The sequence below is a fragment of the Rhizobium centroccidentale genome, assembly GCF_030182565.1.
GTDB lineage: Bacteria > Pseudomonadota > Alphaproteobacteria > Rhizobiales > Rhizobiaceae > Rhizobium.
In genome coordinates this window covers 147,914-173,759 of the sequence record NZ_JAQJCG010000003.1, presented here as the reverse complement: position 1 = coordinate 173,759, position 25,846 = coordinate 147,914, and the positions used below count along the sequence as shown (strand labels likewise).

Below are 25,846 nucleotides of genomic sequence, written 5' to 3'. Positions count from 1 at the left end.
AACTGGGATGCAGAAGAATCTGACCCGCAGAACATTGATGAAGAGCGCGGCTGTGGCAGGCCTCGCAACGGCCTTTACCGGCCGCTCTGCCTTTGCCGCAAACGAACCGCTCGGCGTCACGCTCGTCGTGCCCTCGCCGATCGGCGATGTCGGCTGGGGTCACGCGCTGGCTGCCGGCCTCGATCCGATCAAGGCCGCCTATGGTGACAAGGTCAAGGTGACCGTGATCGAGAACATTGCCGAAGGTCCGGACGCGGACCGCATCATGAACAAGACGGTCACTGACGGAAACCACTTCCTGATCGCCGGCTCGTTCGGCTATCAGAACGGCGCGCTTCAGGTTGCTCGCCGCAATCCGAAGGTCAGCGTCCTGCATGCCTCCGGCTTCCAGGTCGCACCGAATTTCTCGCCCTTTGCCGCCAAATATTTTCAGGGAACCTATCTACTCGGTATGGCGGCAGCCGCCGTTTCCAAGACCGGCAAGCTCGGTTCGGTCTCCGCCTTCGCGATTCCCGAACTGATCACGTCGGTAAACGCCTTCACGCTCGGCGCACAGGCGGTGAAGCCCGACATCGAAGTATCGGTCGTCTGGGTCAATTCCTGGTTCGATCCGGCCAAGGAACAGGAAGCGGCCAAGGCCTTGATCTCGCAAGGCTGCGACGTGATCTTCTCGAATGCGCAGGATACGCCCTCGGTCATATCGGCCTGCGAGGAAGCCGGCGTCTACGCCTTCAACCTGAACTCCTCGATGAAGAAATATGCGCCGAAAACCTATCTCGGCTGCGTGTCCACAGACTGGTCGCCGTTCTTCAAGGCATCGGTCGATGCCCATCTCGCCGGCACCTTCAAGGGCGCCAACGCTTTTCTCGGCGTCGCCGAGAAGGTCGTCGAAGTCGTCGACTGGAGCCCGGCAATCCCGGCCGAGACCATGGCGAAAATCAAAGAGGCCGAAGGCAAGATCGCAAGCGGCAGCTTCTCGCCGTTTACCGGCCCGATCACTAAGGCTGACGGCAGTGAAGGAGCAGCTTCGGGCGCGACATTGACGGATGCCCAGATCGTCGCGATGGACTGGCATGTCAAAGGTGTGAAGACGCCTTTGCCGAAGTAAATCCAAATGACCATTCCGCTGCTGTCGCTGCGCGGCATCTCCAAAAGCTACGGCCAAGTCCATGCTAACAAGCATGTCGACCTGGACGTGGCCAAGGGCTCGATCCATGCCATCCTCGGAGAAAACGGCGCCGGCAAATCGACCCTGATGAAGCTGATCTACGGCGTCGAACAACCGGACGAAGGGACTATCGCCTGGCATGGGCAGCCTCTCAGCCTTGCCTCTCCCGCGGAGGCGAGGCGTACCGGCATCGGGATGGTCTTTCAGCACTTCTCGCTGTTCGAGAGCCTGACGGTGGTCGAAAACATCCGCCTGATCGTCTCGGGCCGCAAGGCCGAACTTGCGCGGCGCATCCGCACGCTTGGCGATGAATTCGGACTTGAAGTCGATCCGCTGGCCCATGTGCACGAACTGTCTGTTGGCGAGCGGCAGCGAGTGGAAATCATCCGATGCCTAATGACCGATCCGAGGCTGCTGATCCTCGACGAGCCGACGTCGGTGCTGCCGCCGCAGGCCGTCGGGAAGCTGTTCGAGACGCTGCGCCGGCTGCGCGATGGCGGCGTCTCGATCCTCTTCATCTCGCATAAGCTGGAAGAAATCCAATCCCTGTGCGACCGAGCCACGATCCTGCGCGGTGGACGCGTGACAGGGCATGTGGATCCGCGCGAGCATGACGCCCATGATCTCGCCCGCATGATGATCGGCCGCGACATGCCGGAAGCGATACCGGCCTTGCCTTTGGCAGAGGGCGAAAAGCGCCTGGAGCTCATCGGCCTCGATTACCGACCGGACGATCCTTTTGGGATGCCGCTCTCCACCGTCAGCCTGACGGTGCGCAGCGGCGAGATTCTAGGCATTGCCGGCATTTCCGGGAATGGGCAAAAGGAGCTTGCTGCACTGATTTCCGGGGAAACGCCCCTGCCCCGGGACAAGCGCGATCAGATCTTCATGATGGGGCAGGATGTCGGCAGCCTCGACGCCGCCAGCCGTCGAAAGCTTGGCTTTGCCTTTGTCCCGGAGGATCGGCTCGGCCATGGCGCCGTTCCAGAAATGTCGTTAACGCTCAATAGCCTGCTGACGGCCCATCCCTTGAAGCTCATCAGGCATGGTTTCATCGACAAAGCGAAGGCAACGGATTTCGCAAACGAGTGCATTCGGGATTATGACGTGCGCACGCGCGGTCCGGAGGCTGAAGCCGGGTCGCTTTCCGGGGGGAACCTGCAGAAGTTCATCGTCGGCCGCGAAATCATGCTCGCCCCGAAACTGCTGTTTCTCGCGCAACCAACCTGGGGCGTCGATGTCGGCGCGGCTTCCGCCATTCGCAAGCGGCTGATCGAGCTGCGCAATCAAGGCATGGCAATTCTCGTCATATCGGAAGAGCTCGAGGAATTGTTCGAGCTCAGCGACATCATCCAGGTCCTTTACCACGGCACGCTGAGCCCACCGCTCGTCACCCGCGATACAAAAGCTGAGGAGATCGGTCGATACATGATCGGCGTACAGCCCCAAGGCGAAAAGGCATTCGCATGAGCCTTTCCTTTTCTGCAATCCTCCCCAGCTTGATCCGCCGCGATAGAGCCTCGTTCGCCGCAAAGCTGCTCGCACCGCCGATCGCCCTCATCGTCACCATCGCACTCAATCTCGGCCTCTATGTCGCCATGGGCCGTGATCCGGTGGCCGTGATCTATGCCATGCTGATCGAACCATTCATCTCGTGGGCCTCATTCTCGGAAGTATTGCTGAAGACCGGTCCGCTACTTCTGATCGCACAGGGTCTCGCAATCGGCTTTCGCGCCAAGGTTTTCAATATCGGCGCGGAAGGCCAATTCATTCTTGGCGCAATCTTCGCCTCCGCCATACCCATCTGGCTGCCGCAGGCGACGGGCCAATGGATGTGGCCCGCAATGCTGCTGCTCGGCACTCTCGGCGGCGCTTTGTGGGCGTCTCTCACTGCCTTCTGGCGCGTCAGATTCAACGCCAATGAAATCCTCGTCTCATTGATGCTGAGCTTCGTTGCCGCGCAATTGCTCAACTATCTTCTTCTCGGCCCATGGAAAGATCCGGGCGGCTTCAATTTCCCGCAGTCAGTCATGTTCCAGTACGACGCAATGGTGCCGATCCTGTTCGAGGGAACCCGCGTCAATGTCTCGCTTATCCTTGCTGTCGGCCTGTCGATCGCCGCGTGGATCTTCATGCAGAAAAGCTTCGCCGGGTATAAATTGCAGGTCGGCGGACTGGCTCCTCGGGCGGCGAGCTATTCCGGTTTCAAAGAGAGCTGGGCAATCTGGCTGTCGCTGATCATTGGCGGAGCGGCAGCCGGCCTTGCAGGTGCCGCCGAAGTTGCCGGACCGCTTGGCCAGCTGCAGCGTTCGATATCGACCGGATATGGATATGCGGCAATCATCGTTGCCTATCTTGGCGGCCTCAATCCAATCGGCATCGTCATCTCCGCGATCATTATGGCAGCGCTCTATATCGGTGGCGATAACGCCATGGTCTCCGCCAACCTGCCGATTGCAGCCGTCCGCGTGTTCCAGGGTAGTCTGCTTCTCATCTATCTCATTGCCGTTGCCTTCGTGCGCTATCGCATCGTCTGGCGCCCCACACCCGCGCGGAGCGCATCATGAGCGCCGTCGAGTTCATTCTAGCCGGCATGCTGGCAGCCGCAACGCCGTTTCTGCTGGCAGCCCTGGGCGAGCTTGTTGCTGAGCGCGCGGGCGTCTTGAACCTCGGCGTGGAGGGCTTGATGGCCGTTGGCGCCGTCATAGCGTTCATTGTCGTTTATCATGGCGGTGGTCATCTTCTTGCCTTCCTTGCGGCAGGTCTCGGAAGTGCGCTCCTCTCCATGATTTTTGCCGGTATCACACTGGGCTTCAACGCAAACCAGGTTGCAGCCGGTCTTGCCCTCGGCATTCTCGGCCAGGGCCTCTCCGCACTGTTCGGCAAGAGTTATGAGAGCCTGACCGTCACCGCCTTGCCGAAGATCGCAATTCCCGGGCTTTCACAAATTCCGGTCGTCGGGGGCCTTTTCAGCCAGGATATCGTCGTCTGGATCTCGCTTGTCGGGACGATCGGCATATGGGCGACGTTTGCCTATAGCAAGGTCGGTCTTATCCTCCGAGCCGTCGGTGAAAATCCGAAAGCCGCGCATGCTATCGGCTATCCCATTGTCTCGATCCGCTTCGCGGCAGTTATGTTTGGCGGCATGATGGCCGGCTTTGCCGGCGCCTATGCCTCGACGATCTATACGCCACTCTGGGCGGACGGCATGATCGCCGGGCGGGGCTGGATTGCCATTGCCCTCGTCGTCTTCGGAACCTGGCTGACATCGAGGATTTTCTTAGGCGCCTGCCTGTTTGGCGCGGTATCGCTGATGGGACTTGCCGCCCAGGCAAGCGGACTTGCCGTTTCCTCGCAATTGCTCGCATGCCTGCCTTATCTCGTGACCATCATCGTCCTTGGCATCATCTCCGTAGATCGCCGGCTCCTGAAGCTCAATGGCGTCGCCTCACTCGGCGAACCTTTCGAACGATAGCAAATGCGCATAGGCGGAAATTTCCATACCCGCAGGCCACGGCGATTGGTCGCTTGAAGCATGGGTGATGGACGGTAAAATCCCCCGATGAATTTCCTTCGCTTGCCTTACGGGCAGCAATACCGGCATTCTTCTTGCTTCTGACAATTCATGAGCTCTCACTGAGAGGGCACGTTCGCTGGTTCAGAATAAGGAGGCCTTCCATGATCCCATCCGATATTCAAAATAGAGTCCCGCCGAACGATCCGGTACTCTCGGTACGCGGTCTGACGGTTAGCCTTCCGAAAAACATGGAACGCTTGCATGCGGTGCAGGATATCTCTTTCGACCTGATGCAAGGCGAGATCCTTTGCATCATCGGTGAATCCGGGTCGGGGAAATCGGTGACTGCGAACGCGATCATGGGCCTGCTGCCATCCATCATAAAGGTAACGGCAGGCACGATCCGCTTCAAGGGAACGGATCTCGTAAGCGCCGACGACGCCACCCTTCGAAGCCTGAGGGGACGGGCCGTTTCGATCATTTTCCAGGACCCGCTCTCGGCACTCAATCCGCTGATGACGATCGGCGACCAGATCATCGAGGTTCTCGATGCTCACAAGATCGGCACGCCGGAAAGCCGGCGGCAGAGGGTGAAGGAACTGCTCGGCGAAGTCGGCCTGCCCGATCCGGATCTTCTCCAGCATCAATATCCCTTCCGGCTATCCGGCGGACAGCGGCAGCGCGTGATGATCGCCATGGCGCTGGCGCTCGATCCGGATGTGCTGATCGCCGACGAACCGACCACCGCATTGGACGTGACGACGCAGGCCCAGATCCTCGAATTGATCCGCAAGATACAGGCGCGCAAGAAGATGAGCGTCATGTTCATCACCCATGATTTCGGGGTGGTCGCCGAGATCGCCGACAGGGTGATCGTCATGGAGAAGGGTCACCTCGTCGAACAGGGACCGGCAGCGCAAGTGCTGAATGCGCCTGTTCATCCCTATACGCAGCGTCTTATCGCGGCCGTTCCCCGCATGACGACCGCCGGCCGCGAAACCATTGCCGAAGCGCCCGTGGTGCTGGAAGTCGATAGGCTCAACAAGACCTATCGATCAGGAAGCGGCTTCCTGTCGAAATCGCGGACGGTGCAGGCGGTCAACGACGTCAGCTTCTCGATTCGCAAGGGACGCACATTGGGTGTGGTCGGTGAATCCGGCTCCGGAAAATCCTCGCTCGGCCGCGTCTTGCTGAAGCTTTTGAGCTCGGACAGCGGTCGGATTCTCTTCGATGGCCGCGATATCGCCCCGCTGTCGGACGATGAGTTCCGGCCATTGCGTCCTTATATGCAGATGATCTTTCAAGATCCATTCGCCTCGCTGAACCCGCGCCATACGATCGGCCGCATTCTCACCGTCGGACCGATGGCGCACGGCCTGTCGATGCATGAGGCCAAGGCGAAGGCGCTGCGTCTTCTCAAGCGCGTCGGCCTCGACGAAGGTGCCTTTGACCGCTTTCCCCATGAGTTCTCCGGTGGCCAGCGCCAGCGCATCGGCATCGCCCGCGCCTTGATGTTCGACCCAGTGCTGCTGGTGGCCGACGAGGCAGTCTCCGCTCTCGACGTCTCGGTCCAGGCGCAAATCCTCAAGCTTCTTGCCGAAATCCAGCAGGACACCAAGGTCGCGATGATCTTCATCACCCACGATCTGCGCGTCGCCAGCCAGATCTGCGACGAGGTCGCCGTCATGTACAAGGGCGAGATCGTCGAATATGGTCCGCCTTCGCAGATCTTCCGCGCGCCGTCGCATGCCTATACTCAAAGCCTGCTGGCTGCCATCCCCGGCAGCGACTGGGAAGCGGTCGGCTAAAGCGTCCATCGTACGAAGCATGGCAGCGCCGAATGCGGCCCGCTTCTGCTTAATTACCACCATTCGTGCACGCGCCAGCGGCGATTGATGCCTGAGAAACAGGCAGTCTTCCGCGCTGATTATTTTTTATCTGATTGGGCGAAAAAATAGTTGCATTTATCCACTATCCGTCCTTTCATGAGCATGAAATTTCCAGCGACGATCCGCCGCAGACGATCATGAACTTGCCACGCATTAAGGGTGGTGGGAACGATGTTTCGTTGCCTTTCAAAGGTTCCGAGCCATGCCGCCGACCAAAGCCCCGCCAACTTCCGTCAAGGACGTTGATATCGACGTCCTGGAGGATACGCTGAGCTTTTATATCCGCAGCATCAATCTTGCCGTCTCGCGCGATCTGGACGAGAAGCTGGAAGGTCTGGACGTCGCCCGCGGAACGGGAAAGATCACTACCCTGTTCCTGGTCGACGACAATCCGGGAATCCGGCCTTCCACCATTGCGCAAATCATCCTGAAAGACCGCTCGGCGACCGGCAGGCTGATCGAACAGATGGAAGCACATGATCTCCTTACGCGCGAGACGTCGGCGGACGACAGCCGCGCCCAGGAACTCTACATCACGGAAAAAGGTCACCAACTAGCAAAACGCGTGCGTGCCATCGTCACCAAGCAATCACGCGAATTCTTTTCCGACATCACCGACGAAGAACACAGGCTGCTGATCGACATACTGCGCCGGACCTACCGGCGCATCGTCGCGCAATCGTGAGCCGGCAAATCAAGGGAGAGCAGGCATGGGCATGAGTGAGGAACGGGTCGTCATGATATCCGGTGCAAGCCGGGGGATCGGCGCAGCACTCGCCGAGGAACTTGCCGCCAAGGGATGGCGGCTCTCGCTCGGCATGCGCAAGCCGGTTATGCCCGCCTGGGCCGACCCCGCGCGCGTCGCCGTCTTTGCTTATGACGCCATGGACGCGGATGCTCCGGCATCATGGACCGAGGAGACGCTTCGCACTTTCGGCCGCATCGACGCTGTTGTCGCCAATGCCGGCATTGGCATCGCGAAGACCGTAATCGAAGCCGATGATGCCGACCTCGACGGTCTGCTCGAGGTGAACGTCAAGGCACCGCGAAGACTTGCAAAATCCGCATGGAGCGCCCTTGCTTCAAGCGGGCGCGGCCGGGTCATCATCGTCGCTTCGCTTTCGGGAAAGCGGGTGAAATCCGCGAATTCCGGCCTCTATGCCGTCTCCAAATTCGCGGCCGTCGCGCTGGCCCATGCCATACGCCACACCGGCTTTGACCTAGGCATCCGCGCTACCGCCATCTGCCCCGGCTTCGTCGCGACCGACATGGCGCGCGGGCTTACGAGCAAGCCCGATAGCGAGATGACCGATCCGCGCGACCTCGCCCGCATCATTTCCACGCTGATGGATTTGCCGAACGAGGCAAGCGTTGCCGAATTTACCATCAATTGCCAGTTAGAGGAGTCCTTCTGACCATGCCCGGCCCCTATGTGGTCCCCGTTCACGGGGATGCGGAACTGCCCAAGGAAGTCGACGTCGTCGTCATCGGCGGTGGCATCATCGGCACCTCGACGACGCTGGAACTTGCCGAACGGGGTCTGCGGGTCGCGCTTTGCGAGAAGGGCGGCATCGGCCAGGAGCAATCGAGCCGCAACTGGGGTTGGGTGCGCATTTCCAGGCGCGATCCGCGCGAAGTGCCCCTTATGGCGGAGGCCCTGCGCATCTGGAGCACGCTCGACAAACGTACCGGCCGCGACACGGGCTACAAGCGCGCCGGTATCATCTTCACCTGCGCGGATGACAAGCAATATGCCGATCATGAGCGCTGGAACCGCAATCTGGAAGGCTACCAGCTGGAAAGCCGCATGATCAGCGGCGCCGAATTCAAGAACCTCTTTCCCGGCACGCAGATGGAGCTCAAGGGTGCGCTCTTTACCGCCGCCGACGGCCGTGCCGAGCCGCAGCGAGCCGCCCCCGCCATTGCCGAGGCCGCCCGCGACAATGGGGCCTCCATTCTGACCGAATGCGCCGTGCGCGGCATCGAGACGGCCGGCGGCCGCATCTCCGGCGTCATCACCGAACGTGGCCACATCGCCTGCAAGGCCGTCGTGCTTGCCGGCGGCGCCTGGTCCAGCCTGTTTGCTGGCATGTTCGGGCTCGATCTGCCGCAGTTGAAGGTGATGAATTCCGTCTTGCGCACCAAGCCGCTGGAAGGCGGCCCCGAGCAAGCCATCTGGGCGAGCGGCTTTGCCCTGCGCAAGCGTCAGGATGGCGGCTACACGATCGCTTCGGGCCATGAGAACATCGTGGACATCGTGCCGAGCTCCTTCCGCTACGCCGGCAAGTTCCTGCCGGCGCTGAAAAAGGAGTGGCGCTCACTGAACTTCCGCGTTTCCGGCCAGTTCTTCGACGAAGCGCGCATTCCCAATCGGTGGGCGATGGACGAGGCAAGCCCCTTCGAATATTGCCGCGTCCTCGACCCCAAACCCTCCACCAAGCTTTCGAACGCGGCGCTCGCCAATCTCAAAAAAGCCTTTCCGGTTTTCGAGAAGGCCGAGATCACCCAGCGCTGGGCGGGCTATATTGACGTGACGCCGGATGCCGTGCCGGTGATCGATGCGATCGACAGCATTCCGGGCTTTCATATCGCCACCGGCTTCTCCGGCCATGGCTTCGGCATCGGGCCGGCGGCCGGACGGCTGATGGCCGACATCGTCACCGGCAAGCCGCCAGTGGTCGACCGCAAGAACTTCCGTTTTTCCCGCTTCCACGACGGTTCGAAGATCGAACTGATCAGTGGTTTCTAACCTCTCCGAACCAAGCAGACAGCACAACGACGAAAGAGACGAACAGCCGAAATCCTACCAACAAAAAAGGGGAACGATCATGACCGATGTAAATGACACCATCCTCCTGAAACCAACCCGCCGCCAGGCATTGACCATGATGGCGCTCGGCGCCTCCGGGCTGATCATGCCCAATATCCTCGGTCGCGGCGAAGCTTTCGCGGCACCGCCCGCCAAGCCGACCGGGCAGCTTGTCATCGGCTTTTCGCAGGAGCCGACCGTCTTCAATCCGCACCTGATCCACATCGAAGTCGATGAGGGCATCCATTTCAGCGTCTTCGATCCGCTCTTCACCGTCACTCCTGACGGCAAGTTTGCACCCGCGCTTGCAACCGAAGTCCCAACCGTCGAAAACGGCGGCATCTCGGCCGATGGCCTTAACTGGAAGGTCAAGCTGCGCGACGGCGTAAAGTGGCATGACGGCACGCCGTTCACCGCCGAGGACGTCAAGTTTACCCTGGAGCTGATGGTTGACCCGAACTTCCGCAGCTGGCGCAAGACCGGCCACGAGCTGGTCCGCGATCTGACGGTTGTCTCGCCGACGGAAATCACCTGGCGGATGGAAAAGCCGTTTGCGCCCTATCCATCGATCCTCGCCATGACCTTCATCGTGCCCAAGCATATCCTTGGTGCGGAGAAGGACAAGAACACCGCCCCCTTCAACAATGCGCCCATCGGCACCGGCCCGTTCAAATGGGTCGAGCGTGTCCCCGGCGATCACATCACGCTCGCGGCCAACACCGACTATTTCGGCAACGGCCCTTATCTCGAAACCGTGGTCTATAAATATGTTCCCGACCTGACGGTGCTGTATACGCAGTTCAAGACCGGCGATATCGACGTAGTCGGCCTGCAATGGATCACCCCGGATCACTATGATGAGGCCAAGGGGCTGGATGGGAAGGCCGTTGCCGTCGTTCCGGCCGCCACGGTCGAATCCGTCGGCTTCAACATGGAGAAGCCGCAATTCAAGGACCCGGCGGTGCGCGAGGCACTCTACTACGCAATCGACAAGCAGACGATCATCGATGCACTCTACTACGGCCTGCCGACACCGACAGAGAGCTACATTCCGCAGCAGTCCTTCTATTACAATCCGGACCTGCCGAAACAGGAATTCAGCACCGACAAGGCCAAAAAGATCCTCGATGACGCCGGCTGGAAGCCGGGTCCAGACGGCATTCGCGTGAAGGACGGCGTCAAGCTTTCCTTCACCAACTCCACCACCGCCGGCAATCATATCCGTGAGCAGGTGCAGCAGTTCATGCAGCAGACCTTCAAGGATATCGGCGTGGAGCTCACCATCTCCAACCTGCCGCCGGCGGTCATGTGGGGCGACTATTGGACGATGTCGAAGTTCGATTCCGTCATCGTCGGCATCAACTTCCAGACCGGCTCCGATCCCGACACCTCGGATTATTTCCGCTCCACGGCGATCACCGCCAAGGGCGGAGCCGGCCAGAACTCCTGGCAATATGCCAATCCGGAGGTCGACAAGCTTCTGGCGGAAGGCGGCCAGATCTTCGTGCCGGAGGAACGCAAGAAGGTCTACCAGAAGATCCAGGAGATCATGCGCCACGACCTGCCCTTCCTGCCGCTATTCCAGTATGCGACCGTGCGCGGCCATAAGGTGGGGGTCGAAAACGTCACTCCCAACATCAACGTGCGCATCGACAGCTGGAATGTGGGCACCTGGTATTGGGCCAAGGCATAGGCTGCTTGTCCAGCCCTTCGGCCGAGGCGTCGAAGGGCTGATCGCTTCCCATTCCGCAACCATCGGAGACGAATGCCATGTTGCGCTATCTCCTGAGCCGCCTATGGCAGAGCCTGGTGCTGCTGCTCCTCGTATCGATGATCGGCTTTGCCGTCCTTACCCTCGCTCCCGGCGGTCCGCTGTCGCAATATACGCTGACGCCAGGCATGACCAAGGAGGCGCTCGACAGGATCGCGGCCCAGATGGGCCTCGACCGGCCGTTGCCGATCCAATATCTCGACTGGCTGAGACATCTGCTGATGGGCGATTGGGGCCGCTCCTACCGCGACAACCAGCCGGTATTGTCGATCATTTTCGGCCATCTCTTCGCCACGCTGCTGCTAATGGGCACATCCATGGTGATCTCGATCGCGATCGGCACCTGGATCGGCATCAAGGGGGCAACCCGCCGCTATTCGATCTTCGATTACAGCGCCACCGTCGGCGCCATGGTGGCGCTGTCGATACCGACCTTCTGGTTCGGTCTCGTCGCCATCTATATTTTCTCGCTGAAGCTGAAATGGCTGCCGGCCGGCAACATGTACACAGTCGGCAACGGCTCGCTCGGTGATTATGCGATCCATCTGATCATGCCGAGCCTCGTGCTCGCGCTTGTCAACATCGCGGTCTGGAGCCGCTACATGCGCACCGCCACGCTCGAGGTCATCAACCAGGATTTCGTGCGCACCGCCAAGGCCAAGGGCCTCTCGCCCCGGCGCGTTCTGATGCGCCATGTCGCCGGCAACGCGCTATTGCCGATGATCACGCTTGCCGGCCTGCAATTGCCGACCATTCTCGGCGGTGCCCTGGTGGCGGAGACGGTCTTCACCTGGCCGGGAATGGGCCGGCTTTTCCTCGATAGCCTCGGCTACAGCGACTACCCGGTTGTCATGGGCCTCCTGATGTTCTCGGCAATCTTCGTGCTGATCGGCAATCTGCTTGCGGATCTGCTCGTCGCCTTCGTCGATCCGCGCGTCCGGCTTGGTTAGGAGAAACGCCATGTCTTCCTCCTCGCCCGCAACCCTTTCGCAATCATTATTCGCCCATTCGCGCTGGTGGCAAAATCGCACGTTGCGCCGTTTCATGCGCCACAGGCTCGCGCTCCTCGGCGTGGCTATGATCACACTCATTGTCCTTGCCTGCCTGCTCGGGCCGTCGCTGCTTCCCTATGACGAGCTCTATATCGACTTGCGCGCTCGTTTCGCGCCGCCCTTTACGGCCGGCTACCATATTTTCGGCACCGACCCGCTCGGGCGGGACGTTGCCGTGCGCCTGTTCATGGCAGGCCGGATTTCGCTGCTCGTCGGTTTCTTCGCGATGGTGCTCAGCACCTTGATCGGCACGGTGATCGGCGTGGTCGCCGGCTATTACGGCGGGCGCATCGGGACATTGCTGATGCGCTTCGTCGATGCTTTTCTGTCCTTTCCCGGCATCTTCCTGCTGCTGGCGCTGGCCGCCTTCATCAAGCCGAGCCCGTTCATGATCACCGTCATCATCGCGGTGACGAGCTGGATGGAGACCGCGCGCATCGTCGAGGCGGAGGTGCGATCGCTGCGCGAACGCGATTTCGTGCTCGCCGCACGCATGCTCGGCCTCTCCAACAGATGGATCATGTTTCGCGAACTGCTGCCGAATGCCATCGGCCCGATCATCGTCGCCGCCACGCTGACGGTCGCCCGCGCCATCCTGCTTGAAGCCTATGTCAGCTTCCTCGGCTACGGCATCCAACCGCCGCTACCGAGCTGGGGCAATATGCTGAACGGCGCCCAGCAATATCTTGCCAGCGCGCCATGGCTGGCCATTGTCCCGGGTGTCGCCATCACGCTTGCCGTCACCAGCTTCAACTTCATCGGCGACGGCCTGCGCGATGCGCTCGATGCCCGAAGCGATCTGCACTGAGGATGTGGGATGACGAAATTCTCGCCGTTCAAAACAACCCTGTGGTACGCCACCGCGGCACCCGCTCCCGAGACCGTGGAGCTGCAGGGCTCGATCAAAGCCGATGTCTGCATCGTTGGCGGCGGCTATACGGGGCTGACCACCGCTCTTGAGCTTGCAAAGAGCGGCGTAAGCGTCGTGCTTCTCGAAAAGGAAGAAGTCGGCTTCGGCGGTTCCGGCCGCAACGCCGGGCACTGCACTCCGACCTTCACCCATTACAGCCTGCCGGAACTGCGCTCCATGCTGGGCGAGCCTTGGGCCGAGCGATTGATTGCTCGACAGACGCGTGCCAACGACCAGGTCTCCAGCATGATCCGGCAGTACCAGATCCAATGCGAATGGCAGCAGAACGGCTATGTCATGGGAGCGCTCTACCCCGGTCTGATGAAGACAATCGAGGAGAAGGTTCGCACCTACAATGCCGTCGGCGCGAAAACGCGAGCCATCGGCAGGGACGAGGTTGCCGCGATCACCGGCAGTCCGCGCTTCCATGGCGGCTGGCTACATGAGGAAGCTGGGCATCTCAATCCCCTCGGCTATTCCCGCGGTCTCGCACGCGCTGTCATCCAGGAAGGCGGCGTCATTCACACCAACTCGCCGGTGACGGGATGCAAGCGCGAGGCGGGCGGCTGGGCGATCAGCACGCCGAAGGGGAAGGTCATTGCCGACAAGGTGATCTTTGCGACGGGCGCCTATACGGTCGGCGGCTGGCCGAAACTCGATCAGACCTTCAGGATCCAGAGGGTCTTCGTCGCTGCTACCCAGCCACTTTCCGACGATGAGCGGCTGTCGGTGCTGCCGCGCAACACCACCATCCATGATGGGCGTGGCGATATCTATGTCTACAAATACAATGCCGAAGGCCGGATCGTCGCCTCCATGTTCCCGATGGGACGGCGCGGCCGCGACATGGAGTATACGCGACAGGTCATGAGCGACCGGCTCAAATGGCTGCATCCGCAGATCAAACAGGAGATCCGCTGGGAATATTTCTGGTTTGGCGAGCTGGACATGCAATACCGCACCATCCCCCGCCTCTACGATCTGGCGCCAGGCGTCGTGGCGCTGACCGGCCTGTCCGGCCGCGGCGTACCGACAGGCAGCATGCTCGGCGGCATCCTGTCGGAATGGGCCAGAGGCGTGCCGGAAAAAGACCTGTCGCTGAAGCTGGAGCCGCTTTCGGCGGCTCCCTTCTATATGAATTACGGTCCGAAGCTGACGCTGCGCTATTATCGTATTTCGGATTGGATCAAGACCAAACTGGCGGGCGTTCCCTTGCCGCCGCATGCCTGATCGCCGTCAACATCCTTGGTATCAGGAGAAGGCCGAACGCCGGCTGGCTGCGACAGGTTTGACCGTGAAGATCGCTTGCCCGCGCTCACGGACACTCTTGAACCTGTGCGCTGCCGTTCCGATCAAACTATCTGCCGAAGCGTTCCGGCCGGAAAGTGGTCAGAAGCGGATGACGCTTGCCAGTGGCGATCTCGTCGGCAAGCAGTTCGCCGGCGATCAGGCCGAGAGTGGCACCGCTATGGCTGAAGGCGACGAAATAGCCCGGTATGGCCTGCAATTCGCCGAAAACCGGCTCGCCATCACCCGGAATGGGCTTGGGGCCAACGCCGTAGTCGCCGATTTCGAGCTTCGGGTTCCCTTCCAAGACCTTTGACGCTTCCCGCAGCAGCCCTTCGAGTGTCGAAGGCTTGATTTCATAGCTGCCATCGGCATTTACGATAACCTCTTCTTCGGACCAGGCCGAATCGAGCGCAAAAGCACCGTCAGGAGTGGGCCGGATGGCAACCTTCGGCGTATTCAGCACAGCCTTCAGGGGATGCTTGATCGGCTTCGTCCGAACGAGAAGGGCGATTGGCGTATCGTCGCCAATATGCGGGCCGGCTTCCGCAACGATCGCCGGCACTTCGCCGCCGGCCGCCAACAATACGGCATCGGCGGCCCAACGGGCGCCATTCGCAGTCGTGACGCCGCGGGCGCGGCCATCCTCTACCTCGACAGTCGCTCGGCCGGCATCGGTGACGATTTCGCCGCCCAGCGCCCGAAACTCTTCGGCAAGAACGCCAATCAGGGACGGCAGATCGACCCAGCCTTCGCCCGGATTGAAGATTGCACCCTGCTGCGTGACGGCGCTTGCATCGACGCCCGGTGTCACTTTCGCAATCTCACCCGGCGTCAGCAATTGGGCATGATAGCCAAGTTCACGCTCGTAATCGAAGACGGCGGTAATGTCGTTATCGGCTTCGTCGGCATCCCAGGTCAGGCCGCCGTCGAAACGTAGCCATGCTGCATCCGGATATTTGGCGGAAAGCGTGCGATAGCGGTCGATGCCGGCGAGACGCAGCCGATGATAGGCATCGGAGCGACGCCTTGCGGAATTGAGCCAGGCGAGCGAGCGGCCCGATGCGCCATTCGCCAGCGGGCCGTCGTTGATCAGCGTTGTCTGAATGCCAAGCCTCACCAGATGAACGGCCGTGGAAACCCCGAAGATACCGCCGCCGACAACAACGGCTTTTGAAGAACGAGTGGGAGCATGCATGTTGGAAAACCTTGTCAGTAGGGAATGTTACGATCGAAGGGCCGCCTGATTTCTCGCCGGCCCCGTTTGTCAGAGGACCTCGGCGAGGAAGCGTTTCAGCCGTTCACTTTGCGGATTGTCGAAGATCTGTTGCGGCGGACCGGCTTCAACGATGCGGCCTTCATCCATGAAGACGACCTGATCGGCGACCCTGCGGGCAAATCCCATTTCGTGAGTAACCACCGCCATGGTCATGCCCTGGCGCCCGAGATTGGCCATCAGGTCGAGCACGCCCTTGACCAGCTCCGGATCGAGCGCGCTCGTGACCTCGTCGAAGAGGACGACTTCCGGATCCATGGCAAGGGCGCGGGCAATGGCGACACGCTGCTGCTGGCCGCCGGAAAGACCGGCTGGGCGGTGGTCCTTGCGCCCGGCAAGTCCCACTTCCGCAAGACGGGTCTCGGCAATCCGCCGCGCCTCAGCTTTCGGCATCCTCTTGATCTTCGTCAGCGACAGCATGACGTTTTCAAGCGCAGTATGATCCGGAAAGAGATTGAAGTGCTGGAATACCATGCCGACGCGGCGGCGGAGGCTTTCCGGCTTCATCGCCAGAATGCTTTCACCATCGAGCGCGATGTCGCCGCGCTTCGGCTCAACGAGCCTGTTCAAGCACCGGAGCAGCGTCGACTTGCCCGATCCCGATGGCCCGATGATGCAGGTCACCGTGCCTCTGGCTATGTCGAGATCGATGCCTTTCAGCACTTCGAGATCGCCATAGGACATGCTGAGATCGCGAATTTGAACGGCCCCACCCCTGAAACGCGAAGCAGCGGCGCCGGAAGGCATCCCGGTACCCGAAGCGGCCTCCAGCTCGCCGACCTCGACAAGGCCGCTCGTGCCACCGGAGCCGCGCCCCTGCCGTCCAAGGCGCAGACGTGCGTCGATATAGTTGACGAGATGCGTCAACGGCACGGTGATGATCAGGTAGAAGATGCCGGCCAGCAGCAGAGGTGAGAGATTGCCCGTCACCACAGCCTGATCCTGGCCGACGCGAAAGATTTCGCGCTCTGAGGCCAGCAGCCCCAGGAAGTAGACAAGGCTTGAATCCTTGACGTTGCCGATGAACTGGTTGACGAGGGCGGGCAGGACGCGCCGGACCCCTTGCGGAATGACGATCAGCCGCATGCCCTGCCCGTAGCTCATGCTCAGCGCGCGGCAGGCTTCCATTTGACCACGCTCGACGCTTTGAATGCCCGATCGAAAGATCTCGCCGATATAGGCGCCTGCGATCAGGCTCAGCGCGATGATGCCAAGCGGAAAAGGCGACGGCCCGAAGATCTCGCGGCCGATGCGGGCAAAGCCCTGGCCAATGATGAGGATCGTCACGATTGCCGGCAGGCCACGAAATATATCAGTATAGATGCGTGCCGGCAGGCGCAGCCAACGGGACTGCGAAATGCCCATGACGGCCAGCACCATGCCGATGATGACGCCGAGCACGGTGGAGGCCGCCGCCAGGATGAGTGTGTTCTTCAGTCCGACCGTGATCATGCTCGGCAGGACTTCTGCCATCGCATCCCAATCGAGGAAGCTGCGACGGAGATTTTCAAGCCAATCCATTCAATTCCCCATGAAATTCGTGAAGCAGGTTGATGCCGCCGCCCGGCAAGCCGGGCAGCGGCGCGGCCTTACTTCTTGGGAAGATATTGATCGGGCATCGGCGAGCCGGGGAACCACTTCTCATAGAGCGTCTTCCAGGTGCCGTCCTGCATCGCTTCGTGCAGCGCCTTGTTGAGCGCCAGCCGGAAGGCGTCGTTGCCCTTGTGGACGACGAAGCCCGCCGGTGCGTCGAAGGATGGGATATTCACTGCGATCTTCAGTGCCGGATAGCGCTCGCCATATTGTTTGGCTGCTTCATAATCGAGGAAATGCGCGTCAATGGTGCCGTTGTTCAGCGCCGCCACGGCGGAATTGTTGTCCGGAAATTTGACGAGATCGGTGCCGGTGAAATTCTTCGTGGCATAGACCTCCTGCAGCGTACCCTGCACGACGCCGAGGCGCTTGCCCTTGAGACCGCTCGCATCCTTGATCGAGGCATCCGATGTCAGAACCGAGAGATAGCCGGCGAGATAGCCGTCGGAGAAATCGACCGTCTTCTTGCGTGCTTCGGTCGTTCCGATTGCGGCAACGGCGACGTCGAAACGCTGGTTGGCAACGGAAGGCAGCAAGGCCGAGAACTCCTGGCCGGTAAACGTCACCTTGTCCTTGGGAAAGCCCATGCGGGAAACGACGTTCAGAAAGAGTTCGATATCGAAGCCGGTGAATTGCCCGTCGGCCGTCGTGAAGGTGTAAGGCTTGGAATCTCCCATCGTGCCGACGCTGATGACGTTCGGATCGATCAGATTATAGGGATTGTCAGCGGCAGCCGCCGGGCCGACGCTTGCTGCGACGATATAGGCGAGCACACCGGCGCGCAGAGGCGCGGCGACGGCCGAGAAAATGCTGGATAATTTCATGTTCGTTCTCCGCTCTGAAGGATGCTCTTATCGGCATTCATGCATGCGCGTCCGCATCTCCACTGCCTAGGGCAGCAAGAGATTTTCTGGACAAGAGACCGGTATCATGCAAAAAGAGACCGGTCTCAATGCTATTTGTTAACTTCAGATTGACCGTCCGTCAACAACTCTTGTAATCGTCATCCCATGGAAGAGCCCCTCACCTCGAAACGCTCCGTAACTGTTGCAGACGTTGCCAGGGCCGCGAATGTCTCGAAGGCGACTGCCGCCCGCGTGCTCGGCGGCTATGGCGTCGTCAGCGACAAGGTTCGCGAGCAGGTGCTTGCTGCCGCGGCGGCGCTCGAATACCGGCCAAACGAACTTGCCCGTAGCATGACGACAGGCAAATCCGGCATCATCGGGGTCGTGGTCGGCGATATCGAAAATGCCTTCTTCAGCCTTGCCGTCCGAGGAATCAGCGATGCTGCGCGCATGGCCGGCTTCAATGTGATCATTGCCAATTCCGGTGAGGAACTCGATGCGGAAAAGTCGGCGGTCGATCTCCTCATCGGCAAGCGCGTCGATGGACTAATCGTGACGCCGGCACGCTGCGACCGAATGGAGCATCTTCAGGACATACGCCGCGTCGGCGTGCCTCTCGTCCTCTTTGACCGCAACATTCCGGAGCTCGGCGTCGACGCCGTGACGGGTGATGACTTCGATGCCGCCATGATCGCAACCCGCCGTCTTCTCGACATGGGGCATAGACGGATTGCCTATATATCGGCGATGGATGCCAGGAGCGAACCCCTTGGCGATATCAGCAGCATTTCCAATTCCGCCGTGCGCGAACGCGTGGATGGCATGTTGAAGGAGCAGGCCGATGCGGGCATCGAGAACGCGCGATATTACGTGCGGCTCGGCGCGACCGATCAGCCAATGACGGATGCTGTCATCAAGAGCCTGCTGCATGATGCGGCACCTCCGACCGCCATTATCGCGTCGGACAGCCTCGTCGGGCTTAGGGTCTTCAAGACCTTGCAAAAACTGGAATTGTCCATACCACGCGACATATCGATGATCTCTTTCCTGGACGCGGACTGGACGACCGTCACGACACCGCCGATTACCGTCATCGACCAGCCCGTTTACGAGATGGGAAAGAAGGCGGCCGAGCGCCTGATCTCGCGGCTGAACGGCAAGGATCTACCCGTCGAGCGAACCGCCATCAAAGCAGGCCTGATCATGCGCGGATCGGTCGCCTCGCCATCTCGCGACAGCAATCAATAACGCCTCGCTTGGCAAGTCGCAGCGCGGATATGATTGCGATGCGCTCGGCGGACGACAGCTCCGTGCAATCTCAAGGACAGAGTCGGCAGATTGCCGGCTAATACCACTTCAAACCGCCGATTTGCCGGTCCCCGGCAAACCTCCGCTTCATTATCCTGATTGTCGCAGCGAGACACAGGAGAGACGAATGCGCGGTGCGGACATTCTGGTAGACATGCTCATCGGATACGGGGTTGATACGATCTTTGGCGTCCCCGGAGATACCAACGTGCCGCTCTATGAAGCACTCCAGCACCGAGAGGGCGAGATACGGCATGTGATGGCCCGTGATGAGCGCTCTGCCGGCTTCATGGCGGATGCTTATGGGCGGTTCACCAACAAGCCAGGCGTGTTTGAATGCCCATCGGGCGCCGGCGCGATGTATTCCTTGCCGCCGGTCGCTGAATCGAACGGATCGTCGGTGCCGGTAATCCTGCTGACCATCGACATTCCACTGCCCGGGGAGGGACGCGGCGTCCTGACGGAATTGGATTGCGCGAAACTGTTCGAACCGGTCACAAAGCTGTCCGTGCAGGTAAAGACGCCGGAAAAGCTGCCCGAGATCATCCGCCGTGCCTTTCGTGTCGCCTGCTCCGGCAAGCCTGGTGCCGTGCATCTGCAGATTCCCGAGGATATGCTGCTGGCCGAGATAGACTTGACCCGGATATCCCTGCATGTCGAGGAGGAATGCCGCACCTTCCCTGCCTATCCCACGCTGCCGCCGCGCTCGAAACTCCAAGAGCTGCTGGAGCTCCTTTCCAGGGCCGAACGGCCGCTGATCGTGGCAGGGGGTGGGGTGAACCGCGCCCGTGCCGGTGACGAGATCACCCGGCTTGCCGAGAAATTCAACGTGCCGATGTGCACGACGATGACCGGCCAGGGAGCAATCGATGACGACCATCGCCTCGCGATCGGCGTGATCGGCGACAACGGATATCATCCGCATGCGAACTGGGCGCTTGAATATTCCGATTTCACGCTGTTCGTGGGTTCGCGCATTGGCTCGGTCGTCACCATCGGCTGGACCTTTCCACGGATCACGCTCAATCGGCGGCTGGCACAGATCGATATCTCGCCGGAAATCATGGCAAACAACTACGAGAATCTGCTGTCCATCCAGGGGGATGCCTTGCTTGTTCTCAAGGAGTTGCTGGAGCTGAAAGCAAGTATCGAGCCCGCCCAGCACGAAGCCTGGGTCAGCGAGCTCAATCGACGTCGGCAAGTCTTTTGGGAGCATGCGGAGGAGGCGCTTTCCGACGAACGGGTTCCGTTGCGGCCCGAGCGCGCGGTGCGTGCCTTCAATCAAGCTTTGCAATCTTCCGGCAAACCCGCGCTCATCTACTCCGATGCAGGAACGCCGACCCCATACATGACGCGCTTCCTCAAAATCAATGACCGTGAGACACGCTTTGCCATACCACGTGCCTTTGGTGGCCTCGGTTCGGCGCTTCCCGCCACAGTCGGAGCCTGGCGGGCCGATCCATCCAAGAGGCCGATCGGTCTTTTCGGTGACGGATCGTTCGGCATGACGGTCGGCGAATTGGAAACGCTGGTGCGGCTGCAGGCACCGGCGATCCTTATCCTCTTCAACAACGGGACATTCGGCTGGATCAAGGGCCTCCATCGGCTCAAAGGCCATAATCAGTGCTTCGGCGTGGATTTTCTGGCGCCGCGCGGTCAGGCAATCGCGGAGGCCTATGGTCTCAAGGCATGGACAGCCAAAACGGCTTCGGACCTCGATGCCGCGTTGGCGGCTGCCTTTGCTCACGACGACGGGCCCTGCTTCATCGACGTTCATGTCGAATCCATCGCAGACCGGGTACCGCCGGTCTATTCATGGCTATTGAAGCGGGGAGAGAATCCGCTCGAGCTGAAGCCGGTGGAGAAGGCCTATTTTTGATCCAAGGGATACGCCAGAGGCAGGAATTGCCGCCGGCGCGTGAATTCGGTGGCGAACCAATCGCGGAAGATCCGCACATTGGCCGAGTTCATCCGCGCCTGCGGGAAACAGAGATAAAAACCTTCCCCCGATGTCTGAAGCCTGCTTAAAGCAGGCTTCAGAATTCCTGCGGCTAGTTCGGTGCGCACATGGAGCTCGGGAACAACCGCCAGCCCCATGCCGCTGATGGCGCATTCGAGGATCATATCGAAGTTCGGCAAGCGCGGACCGTAGATGCGGCTCTTGTAGTGCACGCCTGCTCCCCGCAGCCAGTGCAGCCACAGGCTCGGGCGGCTGGAATTCTGGATCAGCGGGTATTCCAGCAGCGCCTCGTCATTCGGCAACCCTCCCGATGGCACCAATTTCGGCGCTCCAACCACGATCAATTCCTCGTCGAAGAGCAATTGGCTGCGCGCCCCGCTCCAATTGCCCGTACCGCGCACGAACGCAAGATCCAGCTCGGATGCCGCGAAATCGAGATCGTGGCGGCAGGGATAGACCTCGAACCATGTTTGAGGATGAGCGGCTGCAAAGGCGGTCAGCATCGCAGCACCCCAGCGCCGCATCAATGTCGGCGGAAAGCCGATCTTCAGCATGCTCTGCGCCTTCCGACCGCGGACGGCATCGATGGAGACATCTTCCAACTTGTCGAGGAGGCGCGAAATCTCATCATAATAGCGCGCGCCCTCCTCCGTCAGAATCAACTTCGGGCCGGCTCGCTCGAACAGGGTAAGGCCAAGAAAATCCTCAAGGTTTTTTATCTGTCGGCTGATGCCGCTCTGCGTGATCCCCATGTCCTCGGCGGCCTTGGTAAAGCTCAAGTGACGCACGGATGCATCGAAGGCATGCAGGGCGCTCAAGGACGGCAGAAAACGGCGCATGACGAAGCTCCTGTTGATCAGCATGAATAAAAGTCATGAAGAACCCATTTTTCAATGCTTTTCTTTGGGAAAATTTGGCCCCAGTCTTTCCACAAAAGAAAGTGGGAACGACATGGACTACGGCGACAGTATTGACCGCAATCTGCTCAGCATGCTGGAGGAAAACGCACGCGTAACGGCCAGTGAATTGGCGCGACGCGTCGGTCTCGCGCGCTCAAGTGTTCAGGAGCGTATCGAGCGGCTGGAACGCCGTGGCGTCATCCTTGGCTATCGTGCAATCGTCGGCCGTCGCGAGATGGATCAAAGCGTTTCAGCCTATATCTTCATCACCACCGCGCTGCGCGCGACGCAAAGGCTGTTTGCAGTATTGCGCGGCTATCCCGAGATCCTGACCGCCGACGCGATCAGCGGCCCGGCCAACATTCTGTGCCGCGTGAACGTCAATTTTTTGGAAGATCTGGAAGCGCTCATCGAAGAGCTTGCCCGGATCGAAGAAATCGAAAGCGTGACCTATTCCGTCGTGCTTTCCAACAAAATCAATCGCGAAAACGCATTGATCGCCCGCAAGGCGCAATAGGGAACGAACAATCAACTGGGATATGACCATGAACAGACGTGACTTCGGAAGGGTAGTGCTGCTCGCAGGCGCTGCTGCGCTACTTCCATCCTCCGCACTTCTTGCAGCGACCGAAGGTCCGACGCTCGAAGCGATCCGGGCGCGGGGCACGCTGCGGATCGGCGTGTTTGCAGGCACCGAGCCTTATTATCACAAGAATCTCGCAACCGGGGAGTGGGAAGGCTTCTGCGTCGCGATGGGACATGACCTCGCGCAATATATCGGCGTCAAGCTGGAACTGGTCGAGACGACCTGGGGCAACTCCGTGATCGATCTGCAGAGCAACAAGATCGACATCATGTTCGGGCTCAGCAACAATCCGGAGCGCGCCAAGGTTGTCGACTTCACCAAGGCGTTGATGGACAATACCTTCACACTCGTTGCCCGAAAGGATCTGGAGGTGACGAAGTGGGAAGAAATGAACAGACCGGAGATGCGGGTGGCCGTCGACCTCGGCTCGACGCAAGATAATTTCGCCCGTAAGAACCTGCCGAACTGCACGCTGGTCGCGCTCAAATCTGCCGATGAGACCATTCTGGCGCTTCAGTCGGGTCGTGCCGACGCCATCATTCAGGTCGCGCTCCTTGCAGTCGTGACGACGAAACACCTCGCGCCAAACGTCAAACTCATCATTCCGGATCCCCATGGAAGCCAGCCGACCACTATCGGCGTGCGTCGCGATCCGAATGGCGAATTCCGCGACTATGTCGATGCCTGGCTTGCGGAACGCCGTGGGCAAGGCAAAGTCTCGAGCTGGATTGTCGAAAGCCTCGCACTCGTCGGTGTTGACAAGGCCGCGCTGCCTGCAAACCTGACCTTCTGACAGGCACGACCATGTCCGTCTCGTCAGGTGCATTGGGCATCATCATGCTGGATACGACGTTCGAACGTCCGCCCGGCGATGTCGGCCATGCTGGGTCATGGCGCTTTCCGGTCAGGTTCCGTCAGGTGCGCGGTGCATCCGTTTCCCTCGTCGTCCGTGCGGGCGGCGAGGATCTCGTCGACGATTTCGTCGCCGCCGGACGAGAGCTGATTTCGGAGGGCTGCAGCGCGATTATCACGTCTTGCGGCTTCATGGCGCGACACCAACGAAAGCTGGCCGAGGCACTGGGTGTGCCGGTGGCCGCCTCCAGTCTGATGCAGCTGCCCATGGTCGAAATGGCGCTCGGCGCAGGCCTGCGCCCCGGTGTGATAACATATGATGCCGGAAGCCTCGGTCCCGAGATATTCGAAGCCTGCGGGGCAGATCCATCCGTACCCGTGCGCGGCGTGCCCGCCAACGGTGCATTTCACACGCTCATCGAGGGCTCGGCGGCATACGATCATGCGGCACTGGAGGCCGAAGTGGTCGATGCTGCACGCAAGCTCGTCGCCGAACATCCATCCGTCGGCGCCATCGTGCTGGAATGCACCAACATGCCGCCCTTTGCCCAGGCGATTTCGGCTGCCCTCGATCTCCCCGTCTTCGATATCCTGACGCTTGGCGAGTGGCTTTTCACCTCAACCTCTCCCCGGACTTTCCGTCGGGCCGAACAAAGCGCGCTGTGATGCAATATCAATGGGACTTTTCCAGCCTTTGGCAGTACCGCGGCCTGTTTCTTCAAGGCTTGGGCTATACGGTCGGCTTTACCGTTTTGACCATCGTCTCCGGAATCCTGGTCGGCACGGTTTTCGCTCTTGCCCGACTTTCGGGTTTGAAAATCGTCACCGTTCCGATCATGACGATCGTGGAGCTGTTTCGCTGCACGCCCGTCCTCGTGCAACTGGTCTGGTGTTACTATGCCCTGCCCATGCTGGTGGGCATTCAGATCTCCCCAGCGATGGCAGCCTTCATCACGCTTACCATGTACGGCGCTGCATTCTACGCGGAGATCATACGAGGCGGCATCGTCTCGATCGAGGCCGGGCAATGGGATGCCGGCCGCGCGATCGGCATGCGTCGAGGCCAGTTGATGGCCAAGATCATCCTGCCGCAGGCGCTGCGCCGCATGGTGCCGCCGCTGGTCAACCAGTCCGTCCTGCAGCTCAAGAACACCTCGCTCCTTTCCGTCCTTGCCGTGCCCGACCTGCTTTATCAAGGGCAACTCGTTACCTCGGCCACCTACCGGCCGCTTGAAACCTACACTTTGATTGCATTCGTCTATCTGGCGGTCCTGTTCCCCATGACACGCCTGGCGCATTGGCTGGAGGGCCGCAAGGCATGAATGGCAAGGTAGAGACAATGGGCGGCGAGGAGCCAATGATCGAGGTGGTGGGCCTGAAGAAATCCTTCGGCCCTCTCGAGGTCTTGAAGGACATCAACCTTTCCGTACCGCGCGGTCATGTCGTGGCGCTGATCGGGCCAAGCGGTTCGGGAAAGTCGACCCTGTTGCGCAGCCTCAATCTGCTGTCATTGCCGGATGCAGGCTGCATTACCATCGGCGGAAGGCGGATGGATTTTTCCGCAGGCCGGATCGCCATGCGCGATCGGGATCTCGCAGCCTTCCGTGCCAATACAGGGATGGTGTTTCAGAACTTCAATCTGTTCCCGCATATGAGCGTCATCGACAATGTGATGGTCGGGCCGGTGAGCGTGTTGAAGCAGGACAGGAATTCCGCCCGGACCGTCGCGATGGAGCTTCTCGCCAAGGTCGGCCTGGTCGAGAAAGCCGACGCGCGTCCGGAGCAGCTTTCGGGCGGGCAGAAGCAGCGCGTGGCGATCGCGCGTGCGCTCGCGATGAAACCGGAAGTCATGCTGTTTGATGAGGCCACCTCTGCGCTCGACCCCGCACTGGTCGGCGAGGTTCTGGCGGTCATTCGTCAGCTCGCCGAGCAAGGGATGACGATGATCCTCGTCACTCATGAGATGGCCTTTGCCCGCGATGTCGCCGACACGGTCATCTTCATGCAGGACGGCTTCGTCGTCGAGTCGGGTGATGCGCGCCAGGTCATCAACGAGCCTCGCGAGACGGGAACGCGAGAATTCCTCAGCCATTTCCATGGCGGACTTTCCTGAGAGCAGGACGA

Annotated in this window: 23 protein-coding genes; 19 read left to right on the top strand and 4 right to left on the bottom strand. The window is 60.3% G+C overall.

Features of this window, described 5'->3' with window-relative positions; genetic code table 11:
• Window positions 1-7 precede the first annotated feature (7 nt).
• From PH562_RS04710 to PH562_RS04655, 12 genes are all read left to right on the top strand, one after another.
• Complete coding sequence (locus PH562_RS04710) at window positions 8-1,108, top strand: BMP family ABC transporter substrate-binding protein (RefSeq protein WP_285171785.1); 1,101 nt, start codon at window positions 8-10, stop codon at window positions 1,106-1,108.
• 6 nt (window positions 1,109-1,114) lie between these two features.
• Window positions 1,115-2,638 carry an ABC transporter ATP-binding protein gene (locus PH562_RS04705; protein WP_285171784.1) on the top strand — a complete coding sequence of 508 codons (1,524 nt, stop codon included), beginning with the start codon at window positions 1,115-1,117 and terminating at the stop codon, window positions 2,636-2,638.
• Window positions 2,635-3,735: an ABC transporter permease gene (locus tag PH562_RS04700; RefSeq protein ID WP_285171783.1), complete on the top strand. Its 1,101-nt coding sequence runs from the start codon at window positions 2,635-2,637 to the stop codon at window positions 3,733-3,735. Before PH562_RS04705 ends, PH562_RS04700 begins: the two co-directional genes overlap by 4 nt.
• Window positions 3,732-4,643, top strand: coding sequence for an ABC transporter permease (locus tag PH562_RS04695; RefSeq protein ID WP_285171782.1), 912 nt, complete (start codon window positions 3,732-3,734; stop codon window positions 4,641-4,643). The genes PH562_RS04700 and PH562_RS04695 overlap by 4 nt, the downstream gene beginning before the upstream one ends.
• A 203-nt stretch (window positions 4,644-4,846) precedes the next feature.
• Window positions 4,847-6,493, top strand: a complete 1,647-nt coding sequence (locus tag PH562_RS04690) for an ABC transporter ATP-binding protein (protein ID WP_285171781.1) — start codon at window positions 4,847-4,849, stop codon at window positions 6,491-6,493.
• 283 nt (window positions 6,494-6,776) lie between these two features.
• Entirely contained in the window at window positions 6,777-7,259 is a 483-nt protein-coding gene (locus PH562_RS04685) for a MarR family winged helix-turn-helix transcriptional regulator (protein WP_285171780.1), read from the top strand.
• Between the two features lie 31 nt (window positions 7,260-7,290).
• Window positions 7,291-7,989, top strand: coding sequence for an SDR family NAD(P)-dependent oxidoreductase (locus tag PH562_RS04680; RefSeq protein ID WP_285172159.1), 699 nt, complete (start codon window positions 7,291-7,293; stop codon window positions 7,987-7,989).
• Window positions 7,990-7,991: 2 nt separating this feature from the next.
• Window positions 7,992-9,323, top strand: coding sequence for an NAD(P)/FAD-dependent oxidoreductase (locus PH562_RS04675; RefSeq protein WP_285171779.1), 1,332 nt, complete (start codon window positions 7,992-7,994; stop codon window positions 9,321-9,323).
• A gap of 79 nt (window positions 9,324-9,402) precedes the next feature.
• A complete protein-coding gene (locus PH562_RS04670) occupies window positions 9,403-11,076 on the top strand; it encodes a peptide ABC transporter substrate-binding protein (RefSeq protein WP_285171778.1) in 1,674 nt (557 codons plus the stop codon).
• A 77-nt stretch (window positions 11,077-11,153) separates the two neighbouring features.
• A complete protein-coding gene (locus PH562_RS04665; RefSeq protein ID WP_285171777.1) occupies window positions 11,154-12,104 on the top strand; it encodes an ABC transporter permease in 951 nt (316 codons plus the stop codon).
• A gap of 10 nt (window positions 12,105-12,114) precedes the next feature.
• Window positions 12,115-13,014 carry an ABC transporter permease gene (locus tag PH562_RS04660; protein WP_113232913.1) on the top strand — a complete coding sequence of 300 codons (900 nt, stop codon included), beginning with the start codon at window positions 12,115-12,117 and terminating at the stop codon, window positions 13,012-13,014.
• A 9-nt stretch (window positions 13,015-13,023) separates the two neighbouring features.
• Window positions 13,024-14,346 (top strand): NAD(P)/FAD-dependent oxidoreductase, encoded by a 1,323-nt coding sequence (locus PH562_RS04655; RefSeq protein ID WP_285171776.1) that lies wholly within the window; start codon window positions 13,024-13,026, stop codon window positions 14,344-14,346.
• A gap of 127 nt (window positions 14,347-14,473) precedes the next feature.
• Here the strand turns inward: PH562_RS04655 and PH562_RS04650 are convergent, their stop codons facing one another.
• The 3 genes from PH562_RS04650 to PH562_RS04640 all read right to left on the bottom strand — a co-directional run bounded on the left by PH562_RS04650 (window position 14,474) and on the right by PH562_RS04640 (window position 18,096).
• Window positions 14,474-15,601, bottom strand: coding sequence for an NAD(P)/FAD-dependent oxidoreductase (locus tag PH562_RS04650; protein WP_285171775.1), 1,128 nt, complete (start codon window positions 15,599-15,601; stop codon window positions 14,474-14,476).
• A gap of 69 nt (window positions 15,602-15,670) precedes the next feature.
• Entirely contained in the window at window positions 15,671-17,200 is a 1,530-nt protein-coding gene (locus PH562_RS04645; protein ID WP_285171774.1) for an amino acid ABC transporter permease/ATP-binding protein, read from the bottom strand.
• A 68-nt stretch (window positions 17,201-17,268) separates the two neighbouring features.
• Window positions 17,269-18,096, bottom strand: a complete 828-nt coding sequence (locus tag PH562_RS04640) for an ABC transporter substrate-binding protein (protein WP_285171773.1) — start codon at window positions 18,094-18,096, stop codon at window positions 17,269-17,271.
• Window positions 18,097-18,282: 186 nt separating this feature from the next.
• On the opposite strand from PH562_RS04640, the gene PH562_RS04635 reads away from it, so the two are divergent.
• Both PH562_RS04635 and PH562_RS04630 read left to right on the top strand, forming a co-directional pair.
• Window positions 18,283-19,365, top strand: a complete 1,083-nt coding sequence (locus tag PH562_RS04635; RefSeq protein ID WP_285171772.1) for a LacI family DNA-binding transcriptional regulator — start codon at window positions 18,283-18,285, stop codon at window positions 19,363-19,365.
• A gap of 187 nt (window positions 19,366-19,552) precedes the next feature.
• Window positions 19,553-21,304 carry a thiamine pyrophosphate-binding protein gene (locus PH562_RS04630; protein ID WP_113232907.1) on the top strand — a complete coding sequence of 584 codons (1,752 nt, stop codon included), beginning with the start codon at window positions 19,553-19,555 and terminating at the stop codon, window positions 21,302-21,304.
• Here the strand turns inward: PH562_RS04630 and PH562_RS04625 are convergent.
• Complete coding sequence (locus PH562_RS04625; RefSeq protein ID WP_167078304.1) at window positions 21,295-22,224, bottom strand: LysR substrate-binding domain-containing protein; 930 nt, start codon at window positions 22,222-22,224, stop codon at window positions 21,295-21,297. The two genes, PH562_RS04630 and PH562_RS04625, sit on opposite strands and share 10 nt — an antisense overlap.
• Between PH562_RS04625 and PH562_RS04620 the strand changes: the two genes are divergently transcribed.
• Genes PH562_RS04620 through PH562_RS04600 form a run of 5 tightly spaced genes read left to right on the top strand, consistent with a single transcriptional unit; the run spans window position 22,223 to window position 25,835 of the window.
• A complete protein-coding gene (locus PH562_RS04620) occupies window positions 22,223-22,801 on the top strand; it encodes an Lrp/AsnC family transcriptional regulator (protein ID WP_285171771.1) in 579 nt (192 codons plus the stop codon). The two genes, PH562_RS04625 and PH562_RS04620, sit on opposite strands and share 2 nt — an antisense overlap.
• A 28-nt stretch (window positions 22,802-22,829) precedes the next feature.
• On the top strand, window positions 22,830-23,663 hold the full coding sequence (locus tag PH562_RS04615; RefSeq protein ID WP_113232904.1) for a transporter substrate-binding domain-containing protein: 834 nt from the start codon (window positions 22,830-22,832) through the stop codon (window positions 23,661-23,663).
• Between the two features lie 11 nt (window positions 23,664-23,674).
• Window positions 23,675-24,388, top strand: a complete 714-nt coding sequence (locus tag PH562_RS04610; protein WP_285171770.1) for an aspartate/glutamate racemase family protein — start codon at window positions 23,675-23,677, stop codon at window positions 24,386-24,388.
• On the top strand, window positions 24,388-25,044 hold the full coding sequence (locus PH562_RS04605; protein WP_113232902.1) for an amino acid ABC transporter permease: 657 nt from the start codon (window positions 24,388-24,390) through the stop codon (window positions 25,042-25,044). The genes PH562_RS04610 and PH562_RS04605 overlap by 1 nt, the downstream gene beginning before the upstream one ends.
• Window positions 25,041-25,835 (top strand): amino acid ABC transporter ATP-binding protein, encoded by a 795-nt coding sequence (locus tag PH562_RS04600; protein WP_285171769.1) that lies wholly within the window; start codon window positions 25,041-25,043, stop codon window positions 25,833-25,835. The genes PH562_RS04605 and PH562_RS04600 overlap by 4 nt, the downstream gene beginning before the upstream one ends.
• Window positions 25,836-25,846: the final 11 nt, after the last annotated feature.